Source organism: Dyella sedimenti, from assembly GCF_022760995.1.
Taxonomy (GTDB): domain Bacteria; phylum Pseudomonadota; class Gammaproteobacteria; order Xanthomonadales; family Rhodanobacteraceae; genus Dyella; species Dyella sedimenti.
Window position 1 is genome coordinate 128,943 of sequence record NZ_JAKWJO010000002.1, and the last position, 11,997, is coordinate 140,939.

Here is an 11,997-nt window from a genome sequence, read left to right on the forward strand (position 1 = left end):
ACTCGGCGAGCACGGCATCGAGCGCTCCCGCACCCTGGCCATGGCCGACGGCCAGGCCTTGTTCGTCCGCGACTGGCCGCATCCCCGCCCGCACGACGCCGTGCTGGTCGTGCACGGCCTGGGCGAGCACAGTGGGCGCTACCAGCGGCTGGCCGCCTGGTTCCATGCGCGCGGCTATTCGGTGCGGGCCTATGACCAGCGCGGCCACGGCCGCACGCCCGGCGCGCGCGGGGCGCTGTCCCATCCCGACGACCTGCTGGAAGACCTCGCCACGGTCTACCACGACTACGCCGCCGGCCTGCCCCGGCCCCCGCTGCTGCTGGGGCACAGCATGGGCGGGCTGGTGGCGGCGCGCGGCGTGCTGGACCGGCGCATCCAGCCGCCGGCGATGGTGCTGTCCTCGCCGGCCCTGCGTACCTGGGAGCCGCGCTGGCGCCAGCGCCTGGCCGCCGCGCTGGCGACGCTGCTGCCCAACCTGCCGCTGCCCAACGGCCTGCCGTTCGACAAGCTCTCGCACGATCCGCAGGTGGAGCCGGCCTACCGCGCCGACCCGCTGCGGCACGGGCGCATCACGCCCCGGCTGGCCGACTTCATCTTCCGCGCCGGCGAGGCGGCCATCGCCGACGCGGGCCGGCTGGCCACGCCCACGCTGCTGCTGGTGGCTGGCGCGGATCGCCTGGTGGACCCGTCGGGCAGCCGGGATTTCGCCGCCGGCGCCTGGGTCGGCAACCACCTCACCACGCGCTACTTCGACGCGCTGTACCACGAACTCTTCAACGAGGCCGAGCCTTCGCGCGGGCAGGTCCTCAAGCAATTGGGCGACTGGTTGCAGAGGCGCGCCTGAGCGTACCGTTTTTCACGCTTTGCATTCATCCGGCGAGCCAGCATGGCTGGGCGTTCTTACACGTCCGATGGGGATTGCCATGTCGAACAAGCCGAGGTCGCCCTCCCGGCGAGACTTCTTGCGACAGTCGATGGTGGCCGTGCCGGCCGTCACCCTCCTGGGTTCCTCGGCACTCGCGCCGGAGCCGGGCCACGCGGCGCCAGGCACCGGGGCCAAGACCTACGCGCCACGCTATTTCAACGCGGCGGAATGGGACTTCCTGCAGGCCGCCGTCGACCGGCTGATTCCGCCCAGTGAAGACGGCCCGAGCGCGGTGGAAGCGGGCGTGCCCGAATTCATCGACCGCCAGATGGACGCGGCCTATGGCCACGGCGGCTACTGGTACATGCAGGGCCCGTTCGTGCCCGAGTCACCGGCAACCCTGGGCTACCAGTTGCGCTACACGCCACGCGAGTTCTACCGCAAGGCCATCGCCGCCATCGACGACTGGTGCAGGCGACAGCACGGCAAGTCGTTCAGCGCGCTCACCCATGAGCAGCAGGATGACATCCTCGGCCAGATGGAGAAGGGACAGATCAAGCTGGAGGACGTGCCGACCGACACGTTCTTCTCCCAGCTCATCACCAATACCAAGGAAGGCTATTTCTCCGATCCGATGTACGGCGGCAACAAGCAGATGGGTGCCTGGAAGATGATCGGCTTTCCCGGCGCGCGCGCCGACTTCGCCGACTGGATCGAGCAACCCGGCAAGGCCTATCCGTTCGGCCCCGTGTCCATCGAAGGGGAACAGTCATGATCCGCATGAAACCGGTGGACGTGGTGATCGTCGGCTTCGGATGGACCGGTGCGATCATGGGCGCCGAGCTGACCGAGGCGGGCCTGAACGTGCTGGCGCTGGAACGCGGCAACTACCGCGACACCTCGCCGGATTTCATCTATCCGCGCAACGCCGACGAGCTGGCCTTCGGCATCCGCGGCGACCTGTTCCAGCCGCTGGCGCGCGAGACCATCACCGTCCGCCACGGCTTGAACGACACGGCCGTGCCCTATCGCCAGTATGGCTCGTTCCTGTTCGGCAACAACGTCGGCGGCGCGGGCGTGCACTGGAACGGGCAGCACTACCGGCCCTCGCCGGAGGACCTTGAGCTGGAAAGCCACATCGCCCAGCGCTACGGCCGCAAGTTCATGCCGGAGGACATGCAGATCCAGGACTATGGCGTCACCTACGACGAGCTGGAACCGTTCCTGGAGCACTTCGAGTACGTGTGCGGCACCTCCGGCAAGGCGGGCAACCTCAACGGCAGCCTGCAGGAGGGCGGCAACCCCTTCGAGGGCCCGCGCAAGCGCGAGTATCCCAACCCGCCGGTGCGCAGCAACTACGGCGCCGGGCTGTTCGCCGACGCGGCGCGCGCGCTGGGCTACAAGCCGTTCCCGCAGCCCTCGGCCAATGCCTCGCAGGTCTATACCAATCCGTACGGGGTGCGCCTGGGCCCGTGCAACCTGTGCGGGTATTGCGAGCGCTTCTCCTGCTACATGTATTCGAAGGCCTCGCCGCAGACCACCATCCTGCCGGTGCTGCTGCGCCGGCCCAATTTTTCGCTGCGCACGCAAAGCCACGTCACCCGCGTGAACCTGGACAGCACGCGCAAGCGCGCCACCGGCGTCACCTACATCGACGCGCAGGGCCAGGAGGTGGAGCAGCCGGCCGACCTTGTCATCGTGGCCGCCTTCCAGATGCACAACGTGCGGCTGATGCTGCTCTCGGGCATCGGCGCGCCCTACGACCCGGTGACCGGCAAGGGCGTGATCGGCAAGAACTACGCCTACCAGATGATGAGCAGCATCTCGGTGTTCTACGACCGGGACGTGGCCATCAACCCGTTCATCGGCGCCGGCTCGGGCGGCAACGTCATCATCGACGAGTTCAACTCCGACCATTTCGACCACGGCCCGCACGGCTTCGTGGGCGGCGGCTACATCCTGGGCGGGCAGACCGGCGGCCGCCCGATCCAGCAGCTGCTGCTGCCGCCGGGCACGCCGGCCTGGGGCGAGAAGTGGAAGCGCGCGGCGAAGGAGAGCTACCTGCACACCACCGGCGTGCAGACGCACGGCTCGGTGATGGCCTACCGCGACCGCTACCTCGACCTGGACCCGACCTACAAGGACGCCTTCGGCCTGCCGCTGCTGCGCATGACCTTCGACTGGCACGACAACGAATACAAGATGACGAAGTTCCTGACCGACCGTGCGCAGGAAATCGCCAACCAGATGAAGCCGCGGCAGACGTCCGCCACGGTGCGCCAGCCGGGCAGCCACTACGACGTGCGCCAGTACCAGACCACGCACACCACCGGCGGCGTGATCCAGGGTGCCTCGCCCGAGACCAGCGCGCTCAACCGCTACCAGCAAAGCTGGGACGTGCCCAACGTGTTCGTCACCGGCGCCTCGGCGTTCCCGCAGAACATCGGCTACAACCCCACCGGTCTCATCGGCGGCCTCACCTATTGGTCGGCCAAGGCCATTCGTGAGACCTACCTGAAACATCCCGGCCCCCTGGTGCAGGCATGAATACGGTAGCCCAGCCCCGCCGACGCGGTGGCGGCGCATTGCGCGCCCTGGTGATCCTGGTCGTCGTCCTGGTCGTGATCGTGGTGCTGGCCTGGCTGGCCGCCCAGCTGTTCCCCGGAGGCGGGGGCGATGCCTCCGCCACCGCGCCGGCGCCCACCGACGAGCAGATCAAGCAAGGCGAATACCTGGCGCACGTCGCCGACTGCGCCGCCTGCCATACCGCGCCGGGCGGCAAGCCGTTCGCGGGCGGCCTGCCGATCGGCTCGCCGATCGGCACCATCTACAGCTCCAATATCACGCCCGACCCCGTCACCGGCATCGGCAAGTACACCTATGGGCAATTCGAGCGCGCCGTGCGCCGTGGCATCAACGCGGCCGGGCACACGCTGTACCCGGCCATGCCCTATCCCTCCTACGCCAAGGTCAGCGACCAGGACATCCAGGCGCTGTATGCGTACTTCATGCACGGCGTGGCGCCGGTGACCCAGCCCAACCGCGCCGATGACATCGGCTGGCCGCTGTCGATGCGCTGGCCGCTCACCTACTGGCGCTGGCTGTTCGCACCGAAGGTGACGCCGATCGAGACCACCTCCACCGGCGACGTGGCGCTGGCACGCGGCCAGTACCTGGTCGAGGGGCTGGGCCATTGCGGCGCCTGCCATACGCCGCGCGCGGCCACGTTGCAGGAGACGGCGCTGGGCACCGGCGACGGCACCGCCTACCTCAGCGGCGGCGAGGGCGACAACTGGATCGCTCCCAGCCTGCGCGGCGAGCCGGCGACCGGCCTGGGCAGCATGGACGAGGAAGAGCTGGCCACCCTGCTCAAGTCCGGCCGTTCCGCGCGCAGCGCGATCTTCGGCGGCATGAGCGACGTGGTGCTGCACAGCACCCGCTACATGAGCGATCAGGACCTGGCGGCCATCGCGCACTTCCTCAAGTCGCTGCCGCCCGCGCGGCAGGAAGCACCGCTGGTCTACGACATGGCCACGCGCAAGGCCCTCTACGAAGGCAAGGCCGACAGTGCGGGCGCCCTGCTCTACATCAACAACTGCGCGGCCTGCCATCGCACCGACGGGCACGGCTACAACGCGGTGTTCCCGGCGCTGGCCGGCAATCCGGCGGTCAATGGCGACAACGCCGATTCCGTCATCCGCCTGGTGCTGCACGGCGGCACCATGCCCGCCGGCCGCGATGCGCCCACGCAGTTCACCATGCCCGCGTTCCGCGGGCGCCTGAGCGACCAGCAGGTCGCCGAGGTCATCACCTTCGTGCGTTCGAGCTGGGGCAACCGCGGCGGCGCGGTGAACGCGCAGCAGGTGGCCCGGCTGCGCAGCCTGCCGCCAGGTGGCCAGCCACTGATGAGCGGCTTCGACCCACGCGCGGGCGAGCCGCCGCGTTAGCTGCAGGCGCCCCTCCCCTGCAACGCAGGGGAGGGAGCAAGGGGGCACGGTATCTGGTTGCCGCGTTCCCGCCAGGGTGCCGCCTACGACCGAAGGAAGTCCCCGTGGGACGCGGCGGGCGTTTCGACGCCCTGCCGGCGACGCGAAGCTAGTCCCCGTGGGGCCGCCGAGTCACGTTTCTCTTGCTGGCCCAAGAGAAAAGTGTGTTGCTCTCAACGCCCGGCCACCGCGCCTTCGGTTGGCTGCACGGCGCTGCCGGTCCAGCCGCCACCCAGGGCCCGGAACAATGACACCGCCGCACGCGCATCGTCGGCATGCACGCGGGCCAGCTGGTCACGCGAGGCGAGCAACTGGCGGTCCTCCTCCAGCACGTCGAGCAGGCTGGCCGCGCCGCCCTTGTAGGCGTCCTGCGCGGCATCGCGCGCCTGCTGGTGCGCGGCCACCTCGTCGCGCAGCTCGCGATGCTGGGTCTCCAGCTCGGCCAATGACACCATGGCGTTCTCCACGTCCTCGGTGGCGCGCAGCATGGACTGGCGGTACTGCGCCAGCGCCTCGGCGTTGGCGCCACGGGCCTGCGCTACCTCGGCATCCACGCGGCCGAAGTCGAACAGGCGCCAGTGCAGGCCCAGCACGGCCTGCGGCTGGAACGCGGCGGACGAGAACAGCGAGCCGCTATGCAGGCTCTCGACGCCCAGCAGCCCGCCCAGCGATACCTTGGGGTAATACTCGGCCATCGCCACGCCGATGCGCGCATTGGAGGCGGCCAGCCGGCGCTCCGCCGCGATCACGTCGGGACGGCGGCGCAGCAGCGCCTGCGGGCCGCCATCGGCGCCAACCGCCGGCACGCTGAAGTCCGCGCCCGGCGCCTGCAGCTCGGCGGCGTAGGCGCCCGGCGTGACACCCATCAGCACGTCCAGGCGATGGAGCTGCTGGGCCAGCGCGATGCGCAGCGGCGGCAACGTGGCCCTGGCCTGCAGCCACAGCGCCCGGGCCTGGGCCAGTTCGCGCGCCGTGGCCAGGCCGCCCGCCAGACGCAGCCCGACCAGGTCCACCAGCTGCGCCTCGGTGTCGATCTGCTGCTGCGCCAGGCGCAGGCGCTCCTGCGCGCCACGCACCTGGAAGTAGCTGTCAGCCGCCTCGGCCGCCACCATCACACGCACGCCATCCTGGCTGGCCTCCGCCGCCTCGGCTTCCGCGCGCGCCGCCTCGGCGCCGCGATGCAGGCCACCGGCCAGGTCCAGTTCCCAGCTGGCGCCCGCGCCGAGGGTTTCCAGCGTCTGCGTGCGCCGGTAGCCGGGCAGGTTGCTGGCAATCTCGCCCAGCGTGCCTTTCGTGGACTGGTATTCGCGTGCCGCCTGGCCGTCCAGGCTGCCCTGCGGCGCCAGCCGCGCGCCGGCTTCGCGCGCGGCGGCACGGGCCTGCTCCACGCGCGCCAGCGCGGCGGCCAGGTCGAGGTTCTGCGCCAGCGCACGGCCGACGATGCGGTCCAACTCGGGGTCATCGAAGCCCGACCACCACGCATCCAGCGGCGGCTCGGGCCGGCCGGCCTCGCGCGCGGCCAGCATCGGCTGGTGTGCGTAGCCCGCGTTCACCGGGATCGCCGGGCGCACGTAGTCCGGTCCGGCCGCGCAGCCGGCCAGGGCGCCGAGCGCAAGCGACAGGACGAAACGATGGGCGGAACATGGATGGCGACAGGAGGATGGCATGGCGTTCATGGCGTGGTCCTGGGCCGCGAAGCACGGCAGGCGGACGAAGCGGGAGGGCGCATTCAGTGCGCATCGGCGGATGGCGCCTTGGGCGGCGTGACCTTGCGCATCAGCGGCACCAGCGCGGTGGCGATCACGAAGCACAGCATGATGGCGAGGAAGGCATCGGCGTAGGACAGTGTCTGCGCCTCGCGGTAGGCCAGCAGCCACAACTGGTGCAGCGCCCCGTCGCCCGCCTCTGCCGCGTTGGAGCCAAGCTCGGCGAGACGGCCGCCGGCCTGCGCCAGATAGCCGTCCATCGCCTCGTTGCCGGCATTGAGGTGCTCGGCCATGCGGTAGAAATGCAGGTTGGTGCGGTCGTTGAGTATCGTGGCGCATACCGCGATGCCGATCGCGCCGCCGAGGTTGCGCATCAGGTTGAACAGGCCCGAGGCCAGCCGCAGCCGCGCCGGCGCCAGGCCGCCCAGGGTCAGGGTCACCGTGGGCGGCACCGCCAACTGCTGCGCCATGCCGCGCAGCGCCTGCGGCAGCAGCAGCTCGTGGCCGCCCCAGTCGTGTGTGATCGGCGTGAAATCCCACATCGAGATGGCGAACAGCGCCAGCCCCGCCATCAGGATCCAGCGCAGGTCCACGCGCTGCGCCAGGTAGGAATACAAGGGAATGGTGAGGATCTGGAACACGCCGGTGGAGAACACCGCCTCGCCGATCTGCAGCGCGCTGTAGCCGCGCACGCGCCCGAGGAACAGCGGCGTGAGGTAGATGGTGGCGAACAGGCCGATGCCGGTGACGAAGGAGAACAGGCAGCCCAGCGCGAAATTGGGATCGCGCAGCGCGCGCAGGTCAACCACCGGATGCTCGTAGGTAAGGCCACGGACCACGAAGCCCACGCCCGCCAGGCCGGACAGCCAGGCGGTGGCGAGAATGGTCTGGTCGCTGAACCAGTTCCAGCGCGGGCCTTCTTCCAGCGTGTATTCCAGGCAGCCCAGGAACACCGCCAGCAGCACGATGCCGAGGTAATCCGCACGGCGCAGCAGCGAGAGGTCGGGCGCGTCGATGTTCACCAGCATCGGCACCGCGATGGTGACGAACAGCCCCGGCACCAGGTTGATGAAGAACAGCCAATGCCAGGACGAGTGGTCGGTGATCCAGCCGCCCAGCGTGGGCCCGAGCGTGGGCGCCAGCGAGGCCAGCGCGCCGATGGTGGCCGCGGCGATCACGCGCTGCTTGTCGTGGAAGAACACGAACGCGGTGGTGAACACCATCGGGATCATCGAGCCGCCCAGGAAACCCTGCAGGGCGCGGAACACGATCATGCTCTGGATATCCCAGGCCGCGCCGCACAGCAGGCTGGTGAGGGTGAAACCCAGCGCCGAGGCGGCGAACAGCCAGCGCGTGGACATCACCCGCGACAGCCAGCCGGACAGCGGGATCACCACGATCTCGGCGATCAGGTAGGCCGTCTGCACCCAGGCCGTCTCGTCCGCGCCCGCCGACAGGCCGCCGCCGATGTCGCGCAGCGAGGCCGAGACGATCTGGATGTCCAGCAGCGCGATGAACATGCCCACGCACATGCTGGCGAAGGCGAACACCTTCTGCGCCGTGCCCAGCGTGGCCGGGTTCACCGGCGCGGCGGCGAGGTTCACGGCGAGGCTTCCGCGCGGGCGCCGCGCGTATCCACGTCGGCCACCACCGATAGGCCCGGGCGCAGCACGCCCAGCGCGCCGTCGCGGTTATCCAGCGCCACGCGCACCGGCACGCGCTGCACGATCTTGGTGAAGTTGCCGGTAGCGTTCTCCGGCGGCAGCACGCTGAACTGCGCTCCGGTGGCCGGCGCGAGGCTGGCCAGGTGGCCATGGAACACGCGTCCCGGCATCACGTCGGCGCGGATCGCCACCGGCTGGCCGGCGCGCATGCGCGCGAGCTGGTCCTCCTTGAAGTTGGCGTCGACCCACAGGCCACGCGCGGGCACCACCGACAGCAGTTGCGTGCCGGCCGCCGCATAGGCGCCCACGCGGGCGCGGCGGTTGCCGACCACGCCGTCCACCGGCGCGCGCAGTTCGGTGTAGCCCTCGTTGAGGCGGGCAAGATCCAGTTCGGCCTGGGCCTGTTCCAGCGCGGCGCGCGCCTGCAGCTTTTGCGTGGCGATCACGTCGATCTGGCGCTGCGCCGCCTTCAGCGCGGCCTGCGCCCTCGCCGAGGCGGCCCGCGCGGTCTTGAAGTCGGCGTCGGCGCGCTGCGCGCTCTCGATCGACACCGCCGCGCGGCGGGACAGGTCGCGGTAGCGCGACTTGTCCTCGCGCGAGCGCTGGGTTTCCGCCTCCGCCGCCAGCACGCCGGCCTGGGCCTGGCCAATCACCTCCTGCTGCAGCCGTTCGGTGGCGTCGAGGTTGGCCAGCAGCGCCCGCTGCGCGGCGACCGCGCCCTCGGCCTTGGCCACGGCGGCGCGGTAGTCGCGGTCGTCGATCTTCACCAGCAGGTCGCCGGCATGCACGACCTGGTTGTCGGTGACGGCAAGCCGGGCGATGTAGCCGGAGACCTTGGGAGCGATCACAGTGATGTCGCCCCCCACGTAGGCGTCGTCGGTGTCCTCGATGAAACGGCCCACGCTCCACCAGTGGACGCCGTACCCGACGATGGCAAGCGCCGCCACGATGGTGGACAGGATCATCAGTTTGCGCCGGCCGCGCGGCGCGGGCCTGGGGAGCGCGGGCGCGCGCTCGGCGGCGGGATGGCTCATGGCTTTATCTGCTTGGCCCACTGGGCTTTAAATTATAATCATAATATAAATGACGATGCCAAGTCGCAAGCGACGCCTCCTGGCGCCGGCACCGGATGCTCTTAGTGCGCCTCCACCAGCAGGGCGAGCGCGGCCTTGCGGCCAGCGGCCAGGATCTCGTCGCTGACCGCCTCGTCGTCCACCGCGCGCGACAAGGCCAGCGCGCCGGCCATGGTGGAGAACATCGCCATGGCGGTAGCGCGACGCTGCCGGGGCTTGAGCGTCCTGGGCAGGGCATCGGCCAACAGGGCGGTGATCCGTTCGACGCCACGGCCGAATTCCGCGCGCACCGGCTCGGCGCTGCGCGCGATCTCGGGCGACAACGCGGCAGCCACGCAGCCCAGCGCGGCATTGCGGCGATGCGCCGGGCTGAGGTAGCTGTCGACCAGCGCCTCGATGCCGCCGCCTTCGGGATCGCGCAGCACCTTCTCCAGCCGCTCATAGGTGCCCTGCCAGGCCTTGGCGACCGCTTCGCGGGCCAGGTCGTCCTTGGACTCGAAGTGGTTGTAGAAGCCGCCCTGGGTCAGGCCGAGGTCGCCCATCAGGTTGGCCACGCCGACCGCGGCGATGCCTTCGCCGCGGAAGCGCCGCGAGGCGGTATCGATGATCTTCTGCCGCGTGGCTTCCTTGTGTCCCTTGCCGTAGCGCATGGCCTGCATTCCCGCCGGCATCGGCCGGCTATTGAAATTTCCGGCGCCGATCATATCAAATTATAGCCGTCATATAAAACGACAGCGCTCCTTCCTTCCGTTTCATTCATCGAGGCCACACTGCATGCATATCCAAGGTTCCGTCGCGCTGGTCACCGGCGCCAATCGCGGGCTCGGGCTCGCCTACGCCAAGGCCCTGCTCGCCGCCGGCGCACGCAAGGTCTACGCCGGCGCGCGCGATCCGGCCACCGTCACCCTGCCGGGCGTCATTGCGGTCAAGCTAGACGTCACGCGGCCGCAGGACATCACGGCCGCGGCCGCCCAATGTGCCGACGTCGATATCGTCGTCAACAATGCCGGCATCGCCGATACCACGCCGCTGCTCGATCCCGCCCACGGCGTCGCCGCGCTGCGCCGGCTGCTGGATACCAACCTGCACGGCGTCCATGCGATGGCGCTGGCGTTCGCGCCGGTGCTCAAGGCCAACGGCGGCGGCGCGCTGGTGAACATGCTTTCCGCATTGAGCTGGGTGAGCCTGGGGTCCTTGGACGCCTATTCGGTATCCAAGGCCGCCGCCTGGGCGCTGACCAATGGCCTTCGCAATGAATTGCGCGCGCAGGGCACGCAGGTGCTGGCGGTGCATGCCGGCTACATCGACACCGACATGGCCAGCCACGTCGACGCGCCCAAAAGCAGCCCCGACGACATCGCCCGCCGCACGCTGGAGGCGCTGGCCAGGGGCGAATCCGAGGTGCTGGCCGACCAGGCCTCGCAACAGGTGAAGGCGGGCTTCGCCGCGACCCCGTCGTACTACCTCGGCGCCGCCTGACGCGCCGTTCCGCCGGGCGTCCCGCACGCGGGGCGCCCGGACGATGCGGCTGCGAATGGACGCCAAGGCGGCCGCTGCCGCGGCGCACCACTGGACGAAAAAGCCCGGGGGAGTCACCCTTACCGTCTCCCCAAGCCAGGATCGTCCATGAGAACGCCAGCCCGTGCCGCCCCGACTTTGCTTGCTGATCTCGGCGGCACCAATGTGCGATTCGCCCTGGCCGACCCGAGTCGTACCGCGCCGCTGCTGGAAGACAGCGTGCGGCGCTATCGCGTCAAGGACTACGAATCGCTGGCCGAGGCCATCCGCCAGTATTTCCAGGACACCGGCCATACCGCGCCGCGCGCGGTGATCGCCGCCGCCGGCCGCGTGAGCGAGGGCGAGACGGTCAAGGTCACCAACAATCCCTGGCTGGTCGCCGCGCACGCCTTGCAGGCGGAACTCGGCATGGAAGCGGTGCATCTGGTAAACGATTTCGCCGCGCAGGCGATGGCGGTGCCGCTGCTCACCCACGACCAGCTTTCCCCGGTGGGCCCGCAGGCCATGCCGGTGCTGGGCCTGCGCGAGCCGCAGACCTTCGTGGTGATGGGCCCGGGCACGGGCCTGGGCGTGGCCGGCCTGCTGCGCCGCGAAAGCCACTGGATCGTGCTGGAGACCGAAGGCGGTCACGCCGGCTTCGCCGCGCACACGGCCGAGGACGTGGAGATCCTGCATCGCCTCAACGCGCGCTTCGGCCGCGTTTCCAACGAGCGCATGATCTGCGGCAACGGCCTGGTGAACCTCTACCTCGCGCTGGCCGACATCGCCGGCCAGAAGGCTGAGGAATACACGCCCGAGGACATCACCGCGCGCGCCGAGGCGGGCAGCGACCCGCTGTGCGTACGCACGGTGGAGACGCTGGCCGGCATCTTCGGCAGCGTGGCGGGCGACCTGGTGCTGAGCCTGGGCGGCTGGGACGGTGTCTACCTCACCGGCGGCGTGCTGCCGATCCTGCTGCCGTGGCTCAAGCGCGGCGGCTTCCGCGAGCGCTTCGAGGCCAAAGGCCGTTTCCGCGAGACGATGGAGCAGGTGCCTACGGTGGCGATGATGCATCCGGAACCCGGCCTGCTCGGCGCCGCCGCGCTGGCGGTGCTGGATGCGGGCAAGCCGCTGGTGCCGGGGCAATAAGCCCTCCCTGTAGGAGCGCACCCAGTGCGCGACCGCCGTACACCACGGTCGCGCACT

General features: G+C 70.0%; 10 protein-coding genes. 6 read left to right on the plus strand and 4 right to left on the minus strand.

Translation table 11 applies throughout. The features are described from left to right. The first annotated feature begins 40 nt into the window (after positions 1-40). The 4 genes from MJ605_RS05825 to MJ605_RS05840 all read left to right on the plus strand — a co-directional run bounded on the left by MJ605_RS05825 (position 41) and on the right by MJ605_RS05840 (position 4,812). A complete protein-coding gene (locus MJ605_RS05825; RefSeq protein ID WP_243040732.1) occupies positions 41-844 on the plus strand; it encodes an alpha/beta hydrolase in 804 nt (267 codons plus the stop codon). A 118-nt stretch (positions 845-962) separates the two neighbouring features. Further along, on the plus strand, positions 963-1,640 hold the full coding sequence (locus MJ605_RS05830; protein WP_243040118.1) for a gluconate 2-dehydrogenase subunit 3 family protein: 678 nt from the start codon (positions 963-965) through the stop codon (positions 1,638-1,640). Beyond that, entirely contained in the window at positions 1,637-3,412 is a 1,776-nt protein-coding gene (locus MJ605_RS05835) for a GMC family oxidoreductase (RefSeq protein ID WP_243040119.1), read from the plus strand. Before MJ605_RS05830 ends, MJ605_RS05835 begins: the two co-directional genes overlap by 4 nt. Then, positions 3,409-4,812: a c-type cytochrome gene (locus tag MJ605_RS05840; RefSeq protein WP_243040120.1), complete on the plus strand. Its 1,404-nt coding sequence runs from the start codon at positions 3,409-3,411 to the stop codon at positions 4,810-4,812. Before MJ605_RS05835 ends, MJ605_RS05840 begins: the two co-directional genes overlap by 4 nt. 212 nt (positions 4,813-5,024) lie before the next feature. Here MJ605_RS05840 and MJ605_RS05845 read toward each other — a convergent pair whose 3' ends face one another. The 4 genes from MJ605_RS05845 to MJ605_RS05860 form a co-directional block, all read right to left on the minus strand. Beyond that, on the minus strand, positions 5,025-6,527 hold the full coding sequence (locus MJ605_RS05845; RefSeq protein ID WP_243040121.1) for an efflux transporter outer membrane subunit: 1,503 nt from the start codon (positions 6,525-6,527) through the stop codon (positions 5,025-5,027). Between the two features lie 53 nt (positions 6,528-6,580). Continuing rightward, a complete protein-coding gene (locus MJ605_RS05850; RefSeq protein ID WP_243040122.1) occupies positions 6,581-8,161 on the minus strand; it encodes a DHA2 family efflux MFS transporter permease subunit in 1,581 nt (526 codons plus the stop codon). After that, positions 8,158-9,255, minus strand: coding sequence for an HlyD family secretion protein (locus MJ605_RS05855; protein ID WP_243040123.1), 1,098 nt, complete (start codon positions 9,253-9,255; stop codon positions 8,158-8,160). Before MJ605_RS05855 ends, MJ605_RS05850 begins: the two co-directional genes overlap by 4 nt. Positions 9,256-9,356: 101 nt before the next feature. Further along, positions 9,357-9,944 (minus strand): TetR/AcrR family transcriptional regulator, encoded by a 588-nt coding sequence (locus MJ605_RS05860; protein ID WP_243040124.1) that lies wholly within the window; start codon positions 9,942-9,944, stop codon positions 9,357-9,359. Positions 9,945-10,068: 124 nt separating this feature from the next. On the opposite strand from MJ605_RS05860, the gene MJ605_RS05865 reads away from it, so the two are divergent. Further along, positions 10,069-10,773, plus strand: a complete 705-nt coding sequence (locus MJ605_RS05865) for an SDR family oxidoreductase (protein WP_243040125.1) — start codon at positions 10,069-10,071, stop codon at positions 10,771-10,773. 147 nt (positions 10,774-10,920) lie between these two features. Then, on the plus strand, positions 10,921-11,940 hold the full coding sequence (gene glk / locus MJ605_RS05870; RefSeq protein WP_243040127.1) for a glucokinase: 1,020 nt from the start codon (positions 10,921-10,923) through the stop codon (positions 11,938-11,940). The last annotated feature ends 57 nt before the right edge of the window (positions 11,941-11,997 follow it).

Bases quoted from the DNA above. Each gene is read 5' to 3' on its own strand.
- MJ605_RS05840 (WP_243040120.1), top strand. From the start codon at position 3,409: ATGAATACGGTAGCCCAGCCCCGCCGACGCGGTGGCGGCGCATTGCGC.
- MJ605_RS05855 (WP_243040123.1), bottom strand. From the start codon at position 9,255: ATGAGCCATCCCGCCGCCGAGCGCGCGCCCGCGCTCCCCAGGCCCGCG.
- MJ605_RS05835 (WP_243040119.1), top strand. From the start codon at position 1,637: ATGATCCGCATGAAACCGGTGGACGTGGTGATCGTCGGCTTCGGATGG.
- MJ605_RS05860 (WP_243040124.1), bottom strand. From the start codon at position 9,944: ATGCGCTACGGCAAGGGACACAAGGAAGCCACGCGGCAGAAGATCATC.
- MJ605_RS05845 (WP_243040121.1), bottom strand. From the start codon at position 6,527: ATGAACGCCATGCCATCCTCCTGTCGCCATCCATGTTCCGCCCATCGT.
- MJ605_RS05865 (WP_243040125.1), top strand. From the start codon at position 10,069: ATGCATATCCAAGGTTCCGTCGCGCTGGTCACCGGCGCCAATCGCGGG.
- MJ605_RS05825 (WP_243040732.1), top strand. From the start codon at position 41: ATGGCCGACGGCCAGGCCTTGTTCGTCCGCGACTGGCCGCATCCCCGC.
- glk (WP_243040127.1), top strand. From the start codon at position 10,921: ATGAGAACGCCAGCCCGTGCCGCCCCGACTTTGCTTGCTGATCTCGGC.